The 18,632-nt window shown below is 58.0% G+C and carries 19 protein-coding genes and 1 pseudogene; 11 read left to right on the top strand and 9 right to left on the bottom strand.

Going from position 1 to position 18,632, the window contains the following annotated elements:
* Nucleotides 1–242: 242 nt before the first annotated feature.
* Together ACS3WA_RS09765 and ACS3WA_RS09760 are read right to left on the bottom strand one after the other, a co-directional pair.
* Nucleotides 243–1,382 carry a PcfJ domain-containing protein gene (locus tag ACS3WA_RS09765; protein ID WP_438278339.1) on the bottom strand — a complete coding sequence of 380 codons (1,140 nt, stop codon included), beginning with the start codon at nt 1,380–1,382 and terminating at the stop codon, nt 243–245.
* A gap of 81 nt (nt 1,383–1,463) precedes the next feature.
* Nucleotides 1,464–1,688: an IclR family transcriptional regulator domain-containing protein gene (locus ACS3WA_RS09760; RefSeq protein WP_438278515.1), complete on the bottom strand. Its 225-nt coding sequence runs from the start codon at nt 1,686–1,688 to the stop codon at nt 1,464–1,466.
* Here ACS3WA_RS09760 and ACS3WA_RS09755 point away from each other — a divergent pair.
* From ACS3WA_RS09755 to ACS3WA_RS09735, 5 genes and pseudogenes are all read left to right on the top strand, one after another.
* Nucleotides 1,680–1,989: pseudogene (locus ACS3WA_RS09755) on the top strand (ornithine cyclodeaminase family protein); the annotation flags it as partial. The gene ACS3WA_RS09760 and the pseudogene ACS3WA_RS09755 overlap by 9 nt on opposite strands.
* A gap of 419 nt (nt 1,990–2,408) precedes the next feature.
* Complete coding sequence (locus ACS3WA_RS09750) at nt 2,409–3,461, top strand: radical SAM protein (RefSeq protein WP_438278338.1); 1,053 nt, start codon at nt 2,409–2,411, stop codon at nt 3,459–3,461.
* Complete coding sequence (locus ACS3WA_RS09745; protein ID WP_438274198.1) at nt 3,445–3,657, top strand: hypothetical protein; 213 nt, start codon at nt 3,445–3,447, stop codon at nt 3,655–3,657. Before ACS3WA_RS09750 ends, ACS3WA_RS09745 begins: the two co-directional genes overlap by 17 nt.
* A gap of 9 nt (nt 3,658–3,666) precedes the next feature.
* On the top strand, nt 3,667–3,909 hold the full coding sequence (locus ACS3WA_RS09740) for a hypothetical protein (RefSeq protein ID WP_438278337.1): 243 nt from the start codon (nt 3,667–3,669) through the stop codon (nt 3,907–3,909).
* Between the two features lie 44 nt (nt 3,910–3,953).
* Nucleotides 3,954–5,231, top strand: a complete 1,278-nt coding sequence (locus ACS3WA_RS09735; RefSeq protein WP_438278336.1) for a radical SAM protein — start codon at nt 3,954–3,956, stop codon at nt 5,229–5,231.
* Between the two features lie 186 nt (nt 5,232–5,417).
* Here ACS3WA_RS09735 and ACS3WA_RS09730 read toward each other — a convergent pair whose 3' ends face one another.
* From ACS3WA_RS09730 to ACS3WA_RS09715, 4 genes are all read right to left on the bottom strand, one after another.
* Entirely contained in the window at nt 5,418–6,122 is a 705-nt protein-coding gene (locus ACS3WA_RS09730) for an MOSC domain-containing protein (RefSeq protein WP_438278335.1), read from the bottom strand.
* 477 nt (nt 6,123–6,599) lie between these two features.
* A complete protein-coding gene (cbbX, locus tag ACS3WA_RS09725) occupies nt 6,600–7,490 on the bottom strand; it encodes a CbbX protein (RefSeq protein WP_438278334.1) in 891 nt (296 codons plus the stop codon).
* A gap of 158 nt (nt 7,491–7,648) precedes the next feature.
* Nucleotides 7,649–8,074 (bottom strand): ribulose bisphosphate carboxylase small subunit, encoded by a 426-nt coding sequence (locus tag ACS3WA_RS09720; RefSeq protein WP_438278333.1) that lies wholly within the window; start codon nt 8,072–8,074, stop codon nt 7,649–7,651.
* Between the two features lie 11 nt (nt 8,075–8,085).
* Nucleotides 8,086–9,555, bottom strand: coding sequence for a form I ribulose bisphosphate carboxylase large subunit (locus tag ACS3WA_RS09715; RefSeq protein ID WP_438278332.1), 1,470 nt, complete (start codon nt 9,553–9,555; stop codon nt 8,086–8,088).
* 1,162 nt (nt 9,556–10,717) lie between these two features.
* Here ACS3WA_RS09715 and ACS3WA_RS09710 point away from each other — a divergent pair.
* Both ACS3WA_RS09710 and ACS3WA_RS09705 read left to right on the top strand, forming a co-directional pair.
* Nucleotides 10,718–11,029 (top strand): helix-turn-helix domain-containing protein, encoded by a 312-nt coding sequence (locus tag ACS3WA_RS09710; protein WP_438278331.1) that lies wholly within the window; start codon nt 10,718–10,720, stop codon nt 11,027–11,029.
* A 317-nt stretch (nt 11,030–11,346) separates the two neighbouring features.
* Nucleotides 11,347–11,682: a hypothetical protein gene (locus tag ACS3WA_RS09705; protein ID WP_438278330.1), complete on the top strand. Its 336-nt coding sequence runs from the start codon at nt 11,347–11,349 to the stop codon at nt 11,680–11,682.
* Nucleotides 11,683–11,945: 263 nt separating this feature from the next.
* Here the strand turns inward: ACS3WA_RS09705 and ACS3WA_RS09700 are convergent, their stop codons facing one another.
* Both ACS3WA_RS09700 and ACS3WA_RS09695 read right to left on the bottom strand, forming a co-directional pair.
* Nucleotides 11,946–12,671, bottom strand: coding sequence for a cytidylyltransferase domain-containing protein (locus ACS3WA_RS09700; RefSeq protein WP_438278329.1), 726 nt, complete (start codon nt 12,669–12,671; stop codon nt 11,946–11,948).
* Between the two features lie 66 nt (nt 12,672–12,737).
* Entirely contained in the window at nt 12,738–13,358 is a 621-nt protein-coding gene (locus tag ACS3WA_RS09695) for a pseudaminic acid biosynthesis-associated methylase (RefSeq protein WP_438278328.1), read from the bottom strand.
* A gap of 15 nt (nt 13,359–13,373) precedes the next feature.
* On the opposite strand from ACS3WA_RS09695, the gene ACS3WA_RS09690 reads away from it, so the two are divergent.
* Genes ACS3WA_RS09690 through pseI form a run of 4 tightly spaced genes read left to right on the top strand, consistent with a single transcriptional unit; the run spans nt 13,374 to nt 16,839 of the window.
* The gene (locus tag ACS3WA_RS09690) at nt 13,374–14,354 is read left to right on the top strand and encodes a class I SAM-dependent methyltransferase (protein WP_438278327.1); all 981 of its coding nucleotides are present in this window, start codon (nt 13,374–13,376) and stop codon (nt 14,352–14,354) included.
* Complete coding sequence (locus ACS3WA_RS09685) at nt 14,354–15,016, top strand: HAD family hydrolase (RefSeq protein WP_438278326.1); 663 nt, start codon at nt 14,354–14,356, stop codon at nt 15,014–15,016. Before ACS3WA_RS09690 ends, ACS3WA_RS09685 begins: the two co-directional genes overlap by 1 nt.
* Nucleotides 15,010–15,780 carry an NUDIX hydrolase gene (locus ACS3WA_RS09680; protein ID WP_438278325.1) on the top strand — a complete coding sequence of 257 codons (771 nt, stop codon included), beginning with the start codon at nt 15,010–15,012 and terminating at the stop codon, nt 15,778–15,780. The genes ACS3WA_RS09685 and ACS3WA_RS09680 overlap by 7 nt, the downstream gene beginning before the upstream one ends.
* 6 nt (nt 15,781–15,786) lie before the next feature.
* Nucleotides 15,787–16,839: a pseudaminic acid synthase gene (gene pseI / locus ACS3WA_RS09675; RefSeq protein WP_438278324.1), complete on the top strand. Its 1,053-nt coding sequence runs from the start codon at nt 15,787–15,789 to the stop codon at nt 16,837–16,839.
* A gap of 81 nt (nt 16,840–16,920) precedes the next feature.
* Here pseI and ACS3WA_RS09670 read toward each other — a convergent pair whose 3' ends face one another.
* Complete coding sequence (locus tag ACS3WA_RS09670; RefSeq protein ID WP_438278323.1) at nt 16,921–18,555, bottom strand: hypothetical protein; 1,635 nt, start codon at nt 18,553–18,555, stop codon at nt 16,921–16,923.
* Nucleotides 18,556–18,632 lie beyond the last annotated feature (77 nt).

The following is an 18,632-nucleotide window of genomic DNA, read 5'->3' as shown; positions in this document are numbered from 1 at the left end:
GAACGTTGGTGGAAACGGCTTTTACTCGGCGGACCGACAAGCGGGTATACATCCGACGGATCGCCCTGGCGGGCTCCGTCTCTGCCATGAAACATCGGCATGCACCGACGGCTTGTCAACCCGGACAAATTGATAAATCCCTTTATTTTCAAAGCGTTATGTAGATCACGGTGATAGCGGCGTGCGAACTGCCGCAGTCAGGCACGTGGCGATCGATCAGATTCCCATGAGGGCCAACGTGCTCATCCGACGGCGCGGGCCGTTTCGTTCAGACCGGAAATAAAGCCGCCGATCGCCTGTTCGACCTCTTGCGGGACCTCGGCATTGTACGGTCCCTTGAGCTGAACGAGCTTGTAAAGCGGTCCTTTGCTGGAGGGCAACTGAAGAAATTCGCCCGATGCCAGCAAGAAGCCCGACTTGCTGATCTCGAAGGTCGCGACCCGTCGTCCGTCCTTGCGCACCGAGAAAATCCGGCTGAAGCCTCGTATGACATTTCCCGCATAGCTCGCGACGCAATGATGCATATCCGCGCCCTCGGCGTGAAGCGCAGCGCCGGTTTGCAGCGCGACCATTTCATAGCCTTCGATCGTCGTGCTGCCCGGCAGATCGCCGTAGTCGATCACCTCGTCCCACCCCATTTTATGGGTTAGGAAATACGCCTTCTCGCTGCTCGCCCGCGCGAGTTCCTCATGCCATTCGAGTGCGGCCCGGAAAGCACGTTGATAGCTCCAGCGCCGATTGAAGGTGTCGATATGAATCGCCGCATAATCCGCAACAGCAGAGGCCTGATCCAGCGTGTCGCCCGCCTCCGCATGATTGCCCATTGCGCGTACGGCCCAATCAAAAAGAGCTCTGGCGCTCTGCTCACGACGACACATGGTCTCGGACCATTCACCGAGCGCGCGCAGCCAGATATGCTGGTGGCGGATCGACGTTGGGATCGCCTGCGCCAGCGGCGACGGCGGGACATCGCACAAATTCTGAATGACCTGATATTCGGCGGGGCCAGCGCGGAACGCTTCTCCCTTGAGCGCCCGTAATGGCCGGACAAGTCCATAGTATTTCAGGAGGTCGCGCAATTTCGGACGATCATGGACGATCGTCTGCCAATTCCGCAGGACAAATTCCCGCTCCATCGGCCGGAAGCATTCCATGCCCTGCGCCGCCGCGACGACGAGGACCGGGGCCTGCCTCAGATAGTCGATCGCGAAAGGTTCGACCGCGACCATCATCAAGGCCGCGATCGCCAATGGCTTGACCGGAAACATGTCCTCGACCTGCCGCACGCTGGCCTGGACCCAGGGTTCGTTCAGCAGGACGCCCTTCGCTGCGAGTTCGGGAGCCAGCCATTGCAGCAGGCTTTTCTGTCCATCATCCTTCATACGAGGACCTGATTGCCGCGATGGGGCGGTTTCGTGGCGATACCCATTGCGCGATCTCGAAGCATACCCAACCCACCGCAGCTACGCTAATCCCTGTCTCCAGCCGGCAGCGCCACCGCATCTCCGTGAGCGTTCAGGGTCGGCACGGCAACGCACTCCCATGCCCATTTTACGCTCTTCATCGTCGAATGCGAAGCCGCGCTTGCGAGCCAGCTTCAGATCCCCGCGCAGTTCTCTCAGCGAGACGATCGTCTTGTCCGTGAACCGCTCAAGATTTGAAGGCCTCCTAAAGCAACCGGGACGCATCTGGCCTGCACGGGCACCGATACCAGGGGCAGACAGGAGGTCGAGGCCAAACTCATCGCAGCCGCAACGATCTTCACCGATGAGGTGACTCAGTCCGTCACCATCGGTGACGCTCAGCATGCAGTGGCTAACGGCCTTCCGATCGAGCAGGCGATCGTCGAAAACGACGCGGTGATCAACGGCGCGCATCCCGGCCGCCCATCGGCGCAGGAGATCACGCTGTTCGACGGAAGTCGGCCTGCAGGATCTTGCGGCTGTTTTCGCGGCAGTCGAGAAAAGCATCGCCATCGATATCGATTTCTGGCGAGCCGGCCGGCAAACAATCTTTTCACCCGGCACTTGCGTTCGCGCGCCGCCCTCAACTGAGGCGTGTCAGGTTTCAACGCACGCGTACTGACTCCGCTGCATGTTTTTATGTCCTCCTTCGATTGCGAAGCAGCCGCTTTTTCTTTAACTCCGTTCGATTTTTTCCTTCGCCTTTTCGTAAACAGGCTCGTCGAAACCAACACTCTCAATCTAATCGTTTGCGCCGGCTCGGAGAATTTCGAATCCACGATTCGATCGCATTTATTAGAACTGAAATTCCTGTCGACTTTAATGCTCTATTCTGCAGCAGCAGAAAAGCGCGCATTAGTTATTGCATGCGAACTGCTTTGACCTTCTGAAAATCAGAAAATAGGTTCGGTGCATTATTTTATCGGCATATTTCGAGGTACAATCATGAGCTTGGTGAACGAGACACCTGTTTCTCGCAACAGCCCATTTGATGAAAGTCTGTTAAAGGCGATATCACCGAAAATTCTAGAACTCATTATTTTCCCGACCGAGAAATGCAATTTCCGCTGCACGTATTGCTATGAAGATTTCTCGATCGGAAAAATGAAGCCGAAAACGATTCAGGCGATCAAGAATTTAATCGATCACCGAATATCAGAGCTCTCGCTTCTCAAACTCGCATGGTTCGGCGGCGAGCCGCTGCTGGCGAAAAACATCATTCTGGACCTCTGCCGTTTCGGCAAGAAGCGGGCCAGCGAAGCGGCGTCCTGCGATTTCTACAGCAGCATGACGACGAACGGATATCTTCTCGACATTGAAACGGCGAAAGAGCTCTCGAGCGCAGGCGTGTGGGAGTACCAGATCACTCTCGACGGGCCCGCTGACAGTCACGACAGGACGCGACCGACTCAATTCGGCGACGGAACGTACCAGAGAATCTGGAATAACCTCGTCGCGCTACGAGCGTCCGACCTCAAATTCTCGATCATTCTGCGGCTGCATTTCGGACCGCATAACATCGAGGTTTTTCCCGCATTCATCTCTGAAATTGTCGCCCAGTTCGGAAACGACAACCGGTTTTGCGTTGACCTTCAAGGCGTTCAGGATTGGGGCGGCCCCAAGACCGGCTCCTTCAAGACCTTTTCCCGGAAAGAGCGGGCCGACCTGCTGGCGAACTTCCAGGCGCTCATCGACGGTCACCTTCCCCGCGCTCACGACGGTCCGGGCACGACCATCTGCTATGCGGCGAAGGCGAACTCGTTTGTCATCCGGGCCGATGGCGCCATCGGCAAATGCACCGTGGCGTTATCGGACGAACGAAACCATCTCGGCCGTCTCGCCGACGATGGAACAATGGAGCTGAGGTCCGGAAAATTGGCTCCATGGATGCGGGGAATTACAACCCTCGACTCAGGCGCATTGAGTTGCCCGTTTGGCTCCATGCCACAGCAGTGGCACAGCAAGAAGGAGGAAAATCATAATGCCGACGCTTCATGACTCTCTCAAGGACCTTAAAGAACACGATATTTCCATCGATTCATTTGGACGCGTGGTGATCGACAACCCAAATATTGCAAAGGCTGTTTCCGGCGCGGTGCCAAATCTGAAGCGGGTCGCAGGAACGGGTGCTTCAAACAATTGCGACTGTCAGATGCCGCAGCTTCCGCAGCTCGGCGACAAGCAGCAACGCTGAGGAGTGGTCATGCCGAAATCTCTCGCCGACGCCATCAAGGCCGTAACGGCCGACGATCTGCACATCGACGCCCACGGCAGATTGCTGATAACCAACCCGGAACTTGCGCGACAAATCGCGGAAGCAGCTCCGAACCTGCGCCGGATTGCCGGCGCGGAGGCGTCGAACAACTGCAGTTGCGGAGGCGGAAGCGGCTGCGGCTCCATGCCGGCACTTGATGTCGGAATTCAACAAAAAACCCGGCCGCAATGAGACTCAGCCACTATCACGTTGAATCTCCGCCGCTACGCGATCCGATGACTGCCCTCACTTGCAGAGCAGTTTTCGCGACCCGAACGGCCACGCCGATTGTCCTTGACGAGAAGAGCTGGCAACTCGTCAAGAACAATCGTTGCGAGGAATTGCCCGCTCAAATCTTGAACGATCTGCAGCGGATGGAGCTGCTGATCGACGACGACCAGGACGAACTTGAGGTCGTCGTCCGTCGGAACATGGCGGCGATCCGTAGCGACGATACGTTTTATACGGTCATTCAAACGACCGACGCCTGTCAGCTCGGCTGCGGCTATTGTGGACAGAAACACGGCCGTACGCAATTGTCGGACGACGACCAGAGCAGGATCGTTCAGCGAACCGCAAACGCGCTGGCGACCGGCACGTACAACGCTATGGGGGTCTGCTGGTTCGGTGGAGAACCTCTGCTCGGCATGCCATCCATCCGGAAGCTGTCCCCCGTATTGCAGAAGCTCGCCGCCCAGGCGAACTGTCGTTACCAGGCGAAGGTGATTACCAATGGCATTCTCCTGAAACAGGATGTCGTGGAGGAGCTTCTTCGCCTCGGGGTTCATGAAATCGAAATCACCCTCGATGGCGACCGCGAATATCACGACAAGCGCCGCCACAACAAAGCAGGCGCTCCGAGTTTCGATGTCATCTGGCGCAATTTTATCAGGATAGCGGCGGATGCCGACATAACGTGCAAGCTAAGCGTCCGCTGCAACGTGGACCGTCGAAATCTGCAAGGCGTTGTACCGCTCGTTCGCCGCATCGCCGACGCCGGGCTGGCTTCGCGGGTCAACTTCTACACGGCATCGGTGTATGAGTGGGGTGGTCGCAGCACGTCCGCGGATGCGCTTCACCCTGATGAATATGCAACGGCCGAAAAAGAGTGGCTCACCGAGCTCTACAATCTGGGTTTTGCAGTCAATTGGCTTCCGCAGCAACGGCCCATCGTATGCCTGGCCGTCATGCCGAATGCGAAGTTGATCGACGCCCATGGCCGGCTTTTCAATTGCACGGAAACATCATACGTCCCTGAATATGGAACTCCCAATATCTATCAACTCGGCACTTTGGGTTCGGACGAGGACTCGCAAAAAGGAAACGCTCTCAGCATCTTCAATGACGACGTTCTGGCAAGACGCTTTCCATGCGGCGACTGCCGTATGCTGCCGGTGTGCGGAGGCGCCTGCCCCAAGCGGTGGCACGAAGGTACCGAGCCCTGCCCCAGCACCAAACGGAACATCGACTGGCGGCTGACCGCATATTTCGCAACCACACACTTAAACTCCTGAAGTCCGACAGAATCTGCTCGTCGCGCAGGTTCGCCGAGCCGGGATCGCCGAGCTCACCTTCGGAGCATCTCTGTGTGGCGCGACCGCATGGGTTTATCCATGATGGTTTTCGGATTGCCCGTGCTTCCGTCAGAAAGATGCAAGACGAAATAAAAAGATGGCCGAGTGGAGCAACGACCGAGAGGGTCAGGCAGGAGAGCGGGACCGAGGCGTCTCGATCCGCCGCGACCAGTCTTCGATCCTGCCGGATGCCAGACGTGACATGGCCAGCCGACGCCAGCTTTCGGGAAGACCGGGAAGATCGGCAAATTCGACAAGCGCCGGCCGGTTCATTCGGTCATGGTAGAGCAGATGGGAGATTCGAGCGAGCGACCAGGCAGGATTCGGCCGCGCTGAGAGCCTGCCATGATCGCCTGCCATGACGGAGCCGGGCTCGATGACCCGGAAGTACCATCCGGTTCGCCCAGTATCTTGCACCCGGCGTGCCATGTCCGGCACATCGAAGCGTATATTCAGTTTCCAGCACGGCTGGCGGCCCTGACTGACCTCGACCAATACGGAACCGATGCGCCAGCGGTCGCCAAGGCAAAGACCGGACTCGCTGATGCCGTCGACCACAAGGTTCTCGCCGAAGGCGCCCGGTCGGAAGCGATCGGCACGCGCCGGTATCTCCCTGGTCCAAGCCGCGAAGTGCGATGCAGAATAGGCGTGAACGGCCTTATGTGGACCGCCATGGTGCTTGCGATCAGCCTGCTCGTCGCCTTCGCAGCCTGAATGACCTACGGACACCGGCCCGTGCACCCGTTGTTTGTCGATGGCGCTAAGCGCGCCGGTCGAGCCGAGAGGCGCGGCGCGACCGAGACGGAGTTCGAGGACTTCAAATGTGGTCATGGCCTGCCGTATGCGCAGCGACGAAGTTGCATGGCACCCGCGTCATATAATCGCTTCGCGCGCAATACAATCGGCCCGGCTCGCATCAACACCGACACCTCTCCCTGGCAGGCGGATCGCGCCAAAGAAAAGATCTGCGGCCAGTTCTGCGATCACATAACATCAAATCGCAAGATCACCTCACGCGGACCGCCCAGACGGCAAAAAGCGGTGGGCGGCCTTGAGGCATCCAAGTAGTCTCCGGCAAATCATTTCAGGGAATCGAAGCCGAACACTCTGAACCGAGTCGAATCTTAAATTGAGGGCGGTCAACGCAGCCAGCCATCGAAACAGCCCAGCTTCTAGTGCAGCACCCGCTACCTGCGTGGTCATCCAAAGTTGCAAATTGGGTGAGGCTGACATTGAGAGGATCTTCAATGCGAAGTGACAGATTCTTGACCTGAACCCACGCACCCTCGTTTGCGGGCGGTTGCGTTATTACTCGACAATGGCAGGCTGCGACGTGTGGAACACGCGACTGGCAAGAACGTCGGACGCCACGACCGACTGGACATCGTCGACAGACAGGATGGCATTCTGGTCCGCGACCAGGCGATTGGCCTGACGCAAGCGAATACGATCCAGCGCGTTGCGGATCGAGCGTGCGTTGGAGAACAAGGGCTGCGCCTTGCGCAACGCGATGTAGCGTACAAAGGCGTCGCGGGCGTCAGAGGTGAACTTATAGTTCATGTGGCGCAGCATCACCTCCGCGATCGCGAGCAACTCCTCGTTGCTGTAGTCGGGGAAGTCGATGTGATGAGCGATGCGCGAGCGAAAACCGGGATTGCTGGAGAAGAATCTTTCCATCCGGTCGGCGTAGCCTGCGAGAATCACCACCAGGTCCTCGCGCTGGGATTCCATGACCTGGAGCAGGATCTCGATGGCTTCCTGGCCGTAGTCGCGCTCGTTGTCGGGCCGATGGAGGTAATAGGCCTCGTCGATGAACAGAACGCCGCCCATCGCCTTTTTCAATATCTCCTTGGTCTTCGGCGCGGTGTGGCCGATATACTGTCCGACCAATTCGTCGCGCGTGACCGACACGACATGGCCACGGCGTACATAACCCAGCCGATGGAGAATATCGGCCATCCGCAAGGCGACAGTGGTTTTGCCGGTGCCGGGATTTCCGGTGAACGACATGTGCAACGTCGGGTTCTCCGACGTCAGTTCCATCTTCTTGCGTATCCGCTCGACGAGGAGGAGCGACGCAATCTCCTGGATTCGCGTCTTGACGGGCTTGAGACCGATCAGCTCTTGATCGAGCTGCTTGAGTATCTCGCCGATTCCAACGGCTTCGAGCTCCTCGCGCAGGTTGACTTTATCTTGCATCGAAGGTGGTCCTGATAACCTCGGTCGGGAGCTTCTTTTTTACGGCCGCTCGAGAGAAAACGTTCGGGGAGAAAGGCTCCGTCGTCAGGAGACGACGGAGCCGTAAATCCGGGTTGGACGACTGAAAGGATGAATCGTCCAGCCTTAGCCGGATGGAATCATGACGAATAGCGCTGACCTTCAGGACGATCGGCCACCGCATAGGAGGTCGTGGTGTACCGAACGTTACGACTATCGGATTCCTGGCGCTCGAGCCGGAAGCCCGGCTCTTCCTTGGGTCGGTTGACGATGAAGGACAACTTCACCGACTCCCAACCATGGCTGGAATCGAACGCGGATATCCGGATGTAGCGGTCGCCATAGACCTTCCTGCACTCCTTCAGTTCCATCAGCACGCCTGCCGCATCCGGCAGGTCGAACATCGGCAGGTTCCACATGTCCCAATAGGTATTGCGGGGATGCGGATCATCGGTGAACTCGATGTTCACCGCCCAATTCTGGCTGAGGCAGTACTGGATCTGCCGGGAAATCTGATCGTCGGTCAGATCGGGCAGGAAAGAAAAACAACCTTGAGTAATACGCATGATGTCCTCCATTACGCCGCAGGAACGGCGGTCGGCACGTAGTCGGGAGCGTCGGTCGAGGCGTAGTCGAAGGTGACATCCTTCCACACCTCGAGCGCCTGCTTCAGCGGCGTGCAGCTTGCGGCTGCCTTGGCCAGGATCTCCGGCCCTTCGCTGACATAATCGCGACCTTCGTTGCGAGCGAGGATCATCGCCTCCAGCGCCACACGATTGGCCGTCGCACCGGCCTGGATGCCCATCGGGTGACCGATGGTGCCGCCACCGAACTGCAACACGACATCTTCACCGAGGTGCTGGATGAGCTGGTGCATCTGGCCGGCATGAATGCCGCCGGAAGCGACCGGCATCACCTTGTTGAGGCTCGCCCAGTTCTGGTCGAAGAAGATGCCGTGCTCGAGCTGCATCGGGTTGTGTTCCTCGCGGAGAATATCGTAGAAGCCGCGCGTGGTCAGCGGATCGCCTTCCAGCTTGCCAACCACGGTTCCGGCGTGGATGTGATCGACGCCGGCGAGCCGCATCCATTTGGAGATGACGCGGAACGACACGCCGTGACTGCGCTGCCGGGTATAGGTCGAATGGCCCGCACGATGCAGATGCAGGATCATGTCGTTCTTGCGCGCCCAATTCGACATCGACTGGATCGCGGTGTAGCCGATCACCAGGTCGATCATGACGACCACCGAGCCCAGCTCTTTCGCGAACTCGGCGCGCTCGTACATGTCCTCCATCGTCGCCGCCGTGACGTTGAGGTAGCTGCCCTTGATCTCGCCGGTCGCTGCCTGGGCGCGATTGACCGCTTCCATGCAGTAGAGGAAGCGTTCCCGCCAGTGCATGAACGGCTGCGAGTTGATGTTCTCGTCGTCCTTGGTGAAGTCGAGACCGCCTTTCAGCGCCTCATAGACCACGCGGCCGTAATTACGGCCGGACAGGCCGAGCTTCGGCTTGACGGTGGCGCCGAGCAGCGGACGGCCGAACTTGTCAAGGCGCTCGCGCTCGACGACGATGCCGGTGGGCGGTCCCTTGAACGTCTTAACGTAGGCAACGGGCAACCGCATGTCCTCGAGCCGCAAGGCCTTGAGCGGCTTGAAGCCGAACACGTTGCCGATGACCGACGCGGTGAGGTTGGAGATCGAACCGGGTTCAAACAGGTCGAGATCGTAGGCGATATAGGCGAAGTACTGGCCTTCCGCACCCGGGACCGGGTCGACGCGATAGCACTTGGCGCGATATTTTTCCGCCGCCGTGAGACGGTCCGTCCATACCACGGTCCAGGTCGCCGTCGAGGATTCGCCGGCTACCGCCGCCGAGGCTTCGATCGGATCGACGCCATCCTGGGGCGTAACCCGGAACAGGCAAATGACGTCGGTTTCCTTCGGCGTATAGTCCGGCTCCCAATAGCCCATCTTCTTGTAGGACATCACGCCGGATTTGTAGCGGTCCTTGCCGCGGACGGTCATCGATTTTTCGTTTTGGACGTTCATCTATCTCTCCTTCTCTCTGTGATCCGCGAAAGTTCCGGATCGAATTTCACTCCGCGGCAACGGCCGTATCAGCGATGCGCGGATCGCTGTGCAGCGATCGGCTTCTTCAAGCCTTGCCTCGCTATGCGCTTCGCGATCATGGGCGTCCCTCCCGACATCGAACTGGACACACTTGATCGGCGACTATCGGGCTTCCGGATAGCAGCGGTCGATCTGGGCGCAGCCTTCCCGATGGGACAGGCAATGAAAGCGTAAAAGCTCGTATCTTCGACCGCCATTCACGGGCTCTGAACATAAAAGATGATGGAATAAACACCAATTATTATTTCTTATTCGATGTATTAGACTCGCTTATGCATCAGTCTATGCATCTGGAACCTCATATCTTTGTCGCGGTCGTGTAGTTCTTTCATATCCAACGTGTTTTTGTGCTGTTGGCGATAGAGCATGCTGGCATGTTTGATCGGCTTTGCGCGGTTGGACTTGGATGCCGAGCACCTGTACGCAACAGGCGAACGGGATACGCGCTGCAACGGCGCGCAATGGCTGCAAATTATGGTTTCGTTGAAAAGCGCGACATTGCCTGGCGCATGCGCGCCTTTCAGGCGACGCGGGTCGTCCGTTCAGCTCTTCGGCAGACAGAGCCTATGAACGCATGACCGCGTGACGCGACACATGGCCGCGAACACCCCCTACCCGACAATTCGTGATCCCGACCGAGCCAGTGTGTTGTCGCGCTACTCCGCGCAACGCTTGTCCTGACGACCGGCAACGCGCCTTCATTTACCGAGATGCTCGACCACATCATCGCGTACCAGCATCGCTGGCTCGGCTGCGTCCCAGCGGTGCATCCAGCCAGCCTTGCGCGGTTCTACGTTCAGCAGTTCGTCAATGAAAAAACACCCGCGCTCGTCGCTTTACACTCCTAATGAACAACGGGCGCATGCGACGACTCCGGCACGGTTTCGATAGGCCCGCCCGTCGTCCATAAGCGATGTGGAATCAGGGTGATTCACGGAACTCGGTAAAACGCGCGATACAAATGAGGACCGGAATGCTAGGGTCAGGACTAAATGATGCCTTATGCATTTAAATTGATGCTTGATACTGCATTTCATATAGTTTAAACATATTGGCGACTCGCATTGGAGCTGGCCAATTCATGATTTCCGCTAATCAACTCAGGGCCGCCCGCGCGCTGCTGAATATAGATCAACGGCAAATGGCTGAACTAGCGGATCTTTCAGTTCCCACCATTCAACGCATGGAAGCAAGCGACGGCGTCATCCGTGGCAATGTGGATTCCCTGATGAAGCTGGTTTCAGCTCTGGACCACGCGGGAATCGAGTTGATCAGTCCGGATGGTCAAAGCTTGGCTGGCGGTCGGGGCGTCCGGCTCAAGGAACAAGTCACGAATCCAAAGATAAAGCAACCTAAGCCTTCCTCGCCACGGCCCTTGGAACGAGCGCGATGAACAAATGAACCTCCCCGATCGAAGATAACAAACCCCTGTCAACACAATTGCTCTTCGATCCCACTTGGTCGCCGCTGCGTCAGGTCTGTTTCTACAGTTCGAGGTGTAGGAGTCCTTGGGTTATTATCGCGTTCATGCATTTGTTTCCTGCGACCCGCGGTCTTTGCCGAACAGATTACCTGATCCCCACCCTGTCCGATGCTGACAGCAAAAATGGATTTTCCCATAGCTTGAGCAGCACGCCGCTTGTCTCCAGTGACCGCATAACGCCCAGACGCGCGATTATATATCTGGATTGACCCACCAGGATAGCGCAGATGCACCCAGCAGCGCCGTTCGTTCTCGCAGCGATCACGATGGCAGCGACCACCGCGCATGCCGGGCCATATTGTTACAAATGGAACGAGGCCTATTCGCGAGGAGACATTGCGCAAACCGCGGCAACCCATCAGGCGTGGATCGTGACTCATCTTCCCAACGATATCCTTCAATCGCTCAAGGCGAAGGGCGACGCTGCAGCCCAATCCCGCCTGGAGGCGTTGGAGCGCCTTGTCGTGAAAAATTGCGAACTGCACGGGACACTCCCGGTGACAACGGTCCTTGACGACCTGGCGACGAATTATCGCTCCGGCAGAATCGATCTCTTTCGATAGTGGACAAACTCTGCCAGGAAACCCGAACGCTCTGCCGGCAGCAAACTAGTGGCCCGGCGCCGGTTTAAGAGCCGCCTTTCGGCGCCAGCGGGATCGGTTTCGTCGGCGTCAGCAGAAACGCATGCTTCTGTCCCGAAGGCGCTTGGCCCCATCCGACGATCTAACCCGCAGTATCGCATGGACCGAGGATGCGGCGGCACGCCGGATGGCCCACTCCGATTTTGTGATTCGCGATAAGATTTCCCGGCGAAACCACCAGCTCCTTAGATCGGTTTCTGTTGAATGTGAGAGTTGATTTTCATGAGTTCCGGATGCGCTTTCAGCAAAGCCTTTAAGCCCGGGTAATCCATCTCGGCCGCACGGTGGTCTTCAATCAAAAGTTTGGCGAGTTTGAAGTCGTCGTCTGTGTCGACGGTGATGCGCCAGTCGCTGAGATCTTCTTCATCTGTCCAATCCTCGTGACGAATATCCGGCATCGACGTGCGAATATATCCTGTGACATGCTCGCGCTCGGACGAAAGCCTGGCATTCTCCGCGGCGAGGTCGAGTGAGCGCCGGGAAAAAATTTCGAAATCCATGCCGCGAGGGTAGGTCCGCTTTTCGGCGTTCGAGAGATAAACGGACTCGCTCTTCAAGCCCGAATAGACGTCGAGGCCGGCGCGAATCACGTCTGGACAGATGAGCGGACAGTCCGATGTCACGCGGATGACGTGACGGGCCTCGTGTGCCCTCGCCGCTCCCTGGTAACGTTCCAGTACGTCATTCTCACTGCCACGAAATACCGGAACGTCGCGTGCAGCGCAGAGTTCGACGACGGGACCGTCAGAGACATTCGTTGTCGTCGCGACAATCACGGGCACGCCGACATCGGCGAGGCGGTCGAGATGCGTTTCAAGAAGTGTGCGCTCCCCGGCGCGCATCAGGATCTTGCCCGGAAGGCGGGTGCTCGTCATGCGCGCCTGGGTGATGATTACGACGTCATTGGGCATCGTGTAAGCCGGGAACGACGCTCATCATATAGCCGACGTCGTCGTCAGCGCACGCTCCCAACATTTTCAGGCCCGCTTTTCCATCAGGAACCACGTCAGGTCGTCAGCAGGGAATGCCGGGTCCCGATGATAGATAAACCCGTAATCGACAAGTTTTAAATCAGGGTACTTGTCCATCATCTCGCCGGCAAAATCCCGCTTCCACAAACGCCCGCTGTGACCGCGATAGCTGATCTCGACCACGGAGGGATTGTAGTACTCCGTCACGAGGACATAACGCTTGCTGGCCTCATGGAGCCTTTCATAGGCCACCGGCAGCATGTCGGGATTGAGGTGGATCAGGACACCGGCGGTAAACGCCAGATCGACGCTCGACCACCCGACCGGTTCGAACAACGTCGTATTGGAAGCAGCTATTCCGGGTATCGTCGCCAGCCTTTCGAAGGCCAGGCTGTTTATTTCGATGGCCTGGAACGCTGCGTATGGAAGCAGGGTCTTGAGGGCCAGAATATTGAGGCCGATGTTGGCGCCAAGCTCTCGAACCGACCGGATGTTGCTGCATCGCTGGACAATTCGGGCAAACATCGCGGTTTTGGCGGCCAGCACTTCCTGGCTTTGATTCCGCTTGATGTAGTTGTCGCCAAACTCCCCGGCCCAGAATTCCTCCTGTGCTGTGATCTGGGTCATATGTGCTGGTTCCCCTTGAAGTTTCACGTCATTATTACAACTAAAACCAGCCGCGGATCATTGTACATGCAGGAACCTGCGGAAGACCAACGCTCCTTTCATTGGCTACGGGTGCGCAGAAGAGTAAACCCCCGGCAATGTCAGGCGAGCCGCGGAAGGGCAGATGGAAGGGCTATGATGGATCGCGAGCAGGTCAGGGCTCATTGGCGGGACTGGGCATCGAAATTCGGCACCGCGCTCAGCGCCACCACCAGAACCGGAACCGCGAAAATGCTCGAGATCGACGCATTGGCGCGCCGGATGTCTGCGATCGGGCTCGGCGATGCGCCGGCACACGTTCTCGAAGTCGGTTGCGGCAATGGCTTGAACTGCTTTGGCCTTGCCGCAAAATTCCCGCGCATGCAACTCGACGGCATCGACTATACCGCTGAAATGATCGACGCCGCGCGTGAAGCCGCCGTTGCCAACGGCTTCCAGGACCGATCCAGCTTCCGAATTGGCAATGCGCTCGAACTTTCGGCGACCTCGGGATTGCTGGCGCAATACGATCTCGTTTTTACCGTTCGTTGCCTGATTAACATCGAATCGGTCGAACTGCAGATGCGTGCCATCACCGACCTTGCCGCAAGGGTGCGGGAGGGCGGATATCTGATCATGATCGAGAATTCGATGGCGACCTATGATCGGCAAAATCATTGCCGCACCCTGCTGGACCTGCCCGCGCGCACGCCCGCCGCATTCAACTTGTTCTTCGACGAAACACGCATCCTGCCGCACCTCAAAACGCTCGGCCTTGAGGTCGAGATCGAGGATTTCATTTCGCTTCACGACCTGATGCTCTATGTGCTGGTCCCGGCCATCAATGGGGGCACCGTAGATTACGACCATCCGCTGGTCCATGCGGCAACCCTGCTCAACATAGCGGTATCGGCGGAGACATCGAACGCATTCGGCGCCTTTGGGCAAGGCCGGATGTTTGTCTGTCGGAAACCTTGATGCCGGAAACTGACGCCAGCCCGCTCCACAGCGGCCTCTTTCTGGATCTTGACGGCACGCTCGCCGACAGCCTGACGGCGCTGAAAAACGTCTATCATTCCTTTCTCGCCTCCTTCGGCGCGAGCGGCGACGAGGTCGAGTTTCAGCGGCTCAACGGACCGCCGCTTGGCGAGATTATCGAACGGCTGAGGATGGCTCACAAACTGCCCGGAACGCCGGCCGATCTCCTGCAAAAATACTCGGCGATGGTGTCGCAGGCGCAGCAAAGCGCGCGTCCCGCTGCCGGCGCACATGAATTGCTGGCGCACGCCCGCGCGTGCGGGTTGAAGATCGCCATAGTTACGTCGTCGCCAAGATCGTCCGCGCAGAGATGGCTCGCATTCGGAGGGCTGGCCGACGAGATCGACGGTGTCGTCGGCGGCGATGAGGTGAACGCAGGCAAGCCCGCTGCCGAACCCTACATCAAGGCGCTGAGGCGGCTGAATTGCTCGGCCGCCCTGTCACATGCCGTCGAGGATTCCCGCATCGGCGCAATGTCGGCAGTTGCCGCGGGGCTCAAAACCTGGGCATTGGCGCCCCCGAACAATCGCGCCGGGTGGCCCGGTCAGGTCGTGTTCATCGAACGTCTCACCGATCTGCTTGGAAGAATACCGGCATGCTGAGCGTTCATCTGCTTCAGTCGGAGCCGAGAGTAACGCTGGAAGCGACAGCGCCAACCATCGGCCCGGACATCGAGGCGCGCGTGGACGAAATCTGGCAGCGCGAAAAAGAGCTGCGCTCCCACGATCTCCACAACGGGCGATTGTTCAGCGTCGATTATTGTGATGCCAGAACGATCGTCGGCTGGATGTCGGAGTACCGCTACTTCCTCGCACAACGGCGCGAGCCGAGCCTTCATGCCGCGCTGAAGATCAAGCCGCTCGCCGTCACGGGCATCCTGTCTTGTCCGGATGGCGTCTTGTTCGGCCGGCGCAGCCGCCGCTCCGAGATGGACGCCGGGTGCTGGGAGCTGGTGCCGTCAGGCGGCGTTGACGACGCGGCAGTCGGGTCGGCCGGACAGGTGAGCCTCGAACGATGCATTCTGACCGAACTTGAGGAAGAAACCGGCATTGGAGCTTCCGAGCTGTCGGCGCGTTCCAGAGTCGTTGCACTCGTCGAGGATCCGCAAAGCCACGTCATCGACGTCGGAATCATGCTTGCGACCGCCGCCTCGGCTGCGCAAATCCAGCGACGCTTCGCGGCGCTGGGGAATCGCGAATATTCTGAACTTGAAATCGTTGCACCCGCACAGTTGCGGGCGTTCCGGCGCAACCGGGCTGACTCGTTGGGCGCCGTTTCCGCCGCCCTTCTGGATGCTCTCATGCAACCCGGCTCCGACTTTCTGGGCAGCGCCTTTGACGTCGCGCAAGATAAACCAGGAGCGTAAATTGTGATGCAGAGCCCGGAACTCATCATCGGGGGGCGCAAGATCGGCCCGGACTATCCTCCTTACGTCATCGCCGAACTGTCGGCGAACCATACCGGCAAGCTTTCGAAGGCGCTGGAGCTGATCGAAGCCGCCGCCACCACCGGTGCTGACGCGATCAAGATCCAGACCTATACGGCCGATACGATGACCATTCCTCACGATGGCGAGGAGTTTTTGATCAAGGGCGGCCTGTGGGACGGCTACAGGCTCCACCAACTCTACCAGCAGGCTCACACGCCCTATGAATGGCATGGGCCAATGTTCGCGAAGGCGCGTGAGCTTGGGATCACGATGTTTTCCAGCCCCTTTGACGAGACCGCCGTCGACCTGCTCGCGGGGCTCGATGCGCCCGCCTACAAGATCGCATCGTTCGAGGTGATTGACCTGCCGTTGATCAAGTATGTCGCCGAACAGGGCAAACCGATGATCATCTCGACCGGGATGGCCACTCTCGGCGAGATTCAGGAGGCGGTCGAAACAGCGCGCGGCAACGGCGCCGGCGGCATCGCGCTGCTGCACTGTACCAGCGCCTACCCGGCCCCGATCGAGGAAGCGAATGTGCGCACGGTGGCGCATCTCGGCCAGGCCTTCAACGCCGTGTCCGGCCTTTCCGATCATGCGCCGGGCTCCGCCGCCTGCGTCGCTTCGATCGTGCTGGGCGGCTCCATAATCGAGAAGCACTTTACGCTCTCGCGCGCCGACGGTGGTCCGGACGCAGCGTTTTCGCTCGAACCGCATGAGTTCAAGCGACTGGTCGACGATTGCAAGTCGGCATGGTCGGCGCTCGGATCTGTCGGCTATGGCCCCGTCCGAAGCGAGAAGGCCAACATGCGGTTTCGACGTTCGATCTACGCAGTCAAGCCAATTAAAGCGGGGGAGCCTCTGACGAGCGAGAATATCCGCGTCATCCGGCCCGGCTTTGGCCTGCCGCCAAAGTATCTGCCCGACGTCATCGGTCGAACCGCCGCGCGCGACATCGCCTATGGTGAAGCACTAACGTGGTCAGTGATCGCGTGACGGTCCCGCCATCCCGCCGCTAACGCCGGTTGAGCAGAGTCTGGAAGTGATTAATCCCGGCTGCAAACCTCTTCGAACTGGTCACGGGAATGCCTCTTTCGAAACCAGCATTGGCAGGTCATCTCGGAGAAACGACTTGAGATTTATGAAGAGGGGATCTTCTTCCAATCTGAAATTCGACAACGCCAGGGTCGCGCTGCGAAAATATTCTTCAGGAGCCCAACGCTTGTCGGGAATTAAAATCGATTTGCTGCGAAATCCCTGGAGCATGCAGTAGGAATAAGCCACTGCGCGCCGACGCTGATCCTCCGGCATCGACCAAGCCTTTCGCGACACATCTGACAGAATGCTCCTCAGAGCTTCCATGCTGGATGCTTCCTCGATAATACCAAGGCCGGAAAACTTGTCTTCGCCCGTCGCGATCATTCGATGTCCAGCAGCGGCCATTTCGTAGAGAACCGTTCCACGAACCGTGAGACCGGCATCGCAATGCTTCATGACCTCGCCGGCGCTGAGGGCGCCATCTGCAAATCCGATATTTCCGATGTCGGCGCAGTATCTACGCAACGTATCCCACGAACGCTTCCAATCATGGCTGTCGTTCAATGGATGCGGCTTAATAATCAAGTTGAGATGTGTCAGTTGCCGCGCAAGATCGACGACGTCGACAATAGCTTGCCAGTAGTCGTCCGAGAGTTGCCTTGGCCGCGTCAGCGGAGCGTCCTGAAACACATGCGCGAATACGCAGACCGTAGGATTCTCGGGGTTGACACCGCAGTTCTCAAGGAAGGCCTCGCGAGAAGCCGGTAGCCGATCGACAACATCACGGTTCAATAGCGGGTCGATCGTCCGCGCCAGCGTGCCTTCAACAGCGCCGCCGAACAGGTCAAGCCTGGGATCATCCAGTAGAGCTTGATCGAAAGCGTACCTTTCCACCATTTCCTTCCAGTCGCCGGGAATACCGCACGACAAGTCGGTCAGATCTCGATATCGCGTAACGGCAACTGGGATGTACTGTTCTACCAGGAATGTTGGCGCGCCGTGCATGGCCGCAAAATCAGCCAGTTGTCCCGACACCGAATAGCAAATATGCCCCAATACACTCGCTCGAACCGGGGACTTTCCAAACATCATGGGAAGGGCTTCGTAGTCGGCCAATACGAGCTTTGCAACTGCGATGAGTTCGTCGCTCAGATTGTCGATGGTGCCGAAGCCAAATCGTCTCAGAAATTCATTGTAAATCAGAAGGCCGCATCGTGGGGATTGCGGTTCTGACAGTGAGCGAATTGCTTGCCTGAGCGAGGATCCCGACTTGCCTTGCAGTCGCTTGCGAAGGTCACTCTCCGCATTGGCTGACCAAACAGGATCCAACAGGAGGCGGTTGCGAAAATCGGAAATATTGTAGAAGCGATTGATACCAAACGAGCGAGCGAGCGCCAGGTTCGCTTCAACGTCTGTCCTTCGATCATCCCGCCTTCCAACGTCACCAGAATCATCGGCGAAAATCCCGACGATTTCACCTCCCCATATGTGCTGTATACACTTAGCAACGACGCAATTTGCGAACAGGTGAAAGTGCACATCGTCATTGTGGTAAAGGTCAAGTATCAAGATGCCGTCGGACTTGGGCGGGTCAGACTTGGGTAGGGTAGGCTTGGGCGGGGTAGAGGATGTCCAGAATCGCCGGTTTTCTTCCAGAAACTCGCTAATGTTCATGGCGTCATGACGATCCCTGCGATCTGTTTTTCAAATTTTTGATCGCGCAAACCAACCTGAAAAGATCACGTTCTATA

The organism is Nitrobacter sp. (genome assembly GCF_051535235.1).
Classification (GTDB): domain Bacteria; phylum Pseudomonadota; class Alphaproteobacteria; order Rhizobiales; family Xanthobacteraceae; genus Nitrobacter.
Note: the sequence above shows the minus strand (reverse complement) of the source record. Positions and strands in the feature narration are given on the sequence as shown.

Coding starts and splice junctions, on each gene's coding strand:
- ACS3WA_RS09700 (WP_438278329.1), bottom strand. CDS start 12,671: ATGCCCAATGACGTCGTAATCATCACCCAGGCGCGCATGACGAGCACC.
- ACS3WA_RS09695 (WP_438278328.1), bottom strand. CDS start 13,358: ATGACCCAGATCACAGCACAGGAGGAATTCTGGGCCGGGGAGTTTGGC.
- ACS3WA_RS09710 (WP_438278331.1), top strand. CDS start 10,718: ATGATTTCCGCTAATCAACTCAGGGCCGCCCGCGCGCTGCTGAATATA.
- ACS3WA_RS09730 (WP_438278335.1), bottom strand. CDS start 6,122: ATGACCACATTTGAAGTCCTCGAACTCCGTCTCGGTCGCGCCGCGCCT.
- ACS3WA_RS09760 (WP_438278515.1), bottom strand. CDS start 1,688: ATGCGTCCCGGTTGCTTTAGGAGGCCTTCAAATCTTGAGCGGTTCACG.
- ACS3WA_RS09750 (WP_438278338.1), top strand. CDS start 2,409: ATGAGCTTGGTGAACGAGACACCTGTTTCTCGCAACAGCCCATTTGAT.
- ACS3WA_RS09745 (WP_438274198.1), top strand. CDS start 3,445: ATGCCGACGCTTCATGACTCTCTCAAGGACCTTAAAGAACACGATATT.
- ACS3WA_RS09685 (WP_438278326.1), top strand. CDS start 14,354: ATGCCGGAAACTGACGCCAGCCCGCTCCACAGCGGCCTCTTTCTGGAT.
- pseI (WP_438278324.1), top strand. CDS start 15,787: ATGCAGAGCCCGGAACTCATCATCGGGGGGCGCAAGATCGGCCCGGAC.
- ACS3WA_RS09715 (WP_438278332.1), bottom strand. CDS start 9,555: ATGAACGTCCAAAACGAAAAATCGATGACCGTCCGCGGCAAGGACCGC.
- ACS3WA_RS09765 (WP_438278339.1), bottom strand. CDS start 1,382: ATGAAGGATGATGGACAGAAAAGCCTGCTGCAATGGCTGGCTCCCGAA.
- ACS3WA_RS09735 (WP_438278336.1), top strand. CDS start 3,954: ATGACTGCCCTCACTTGCAGAGCAGTTTTCGCGACCCGAACGGCCACG.
- ACS3WA_RS09720 (WP_438278333.1), bottom strand. CDS start 8,074: ATGCGTATTACTCAAGGTTGTTTTTCTTTCCTGCCCGATCTGACCGAC.
- ACS3WA_RS09670 (WP_438278323.1), bottom strand. CDS start 18,555: ATGAACATTAGCGAGTTTCTGGAAGAAAACCGGCGATTCTGGACATCC.
- ACS3WA_RS09705 (WP_438278330.1), top strand. CDS start 11,347: ATGCACCCAGCAGCGCCGTTCGTTCTCGCAGCGATCACGATGGCAGCG.
- cbbX (WP_438278334.1), bottom strand. CDS start 7,490: ATGCAAGATAAAGTCAACCTGCGCGAGGAGCTCGAAGCCGTTGGAATC.
- ACS3WA_RS09680 (WP_438278325.1), top strand. CDS start 15,010: ATGCTGAGCGTTCATCTGCTTCAGTCGGAGCCGAGAGTAACGCTGGAA.
- ACS3WA_RS09740 (WP_438278337.1), top strand. CDS start 3,667: ATGCCGAAATCTCTCGCCGACGCCATCAAGGCCGTAACGGCCGACGAT.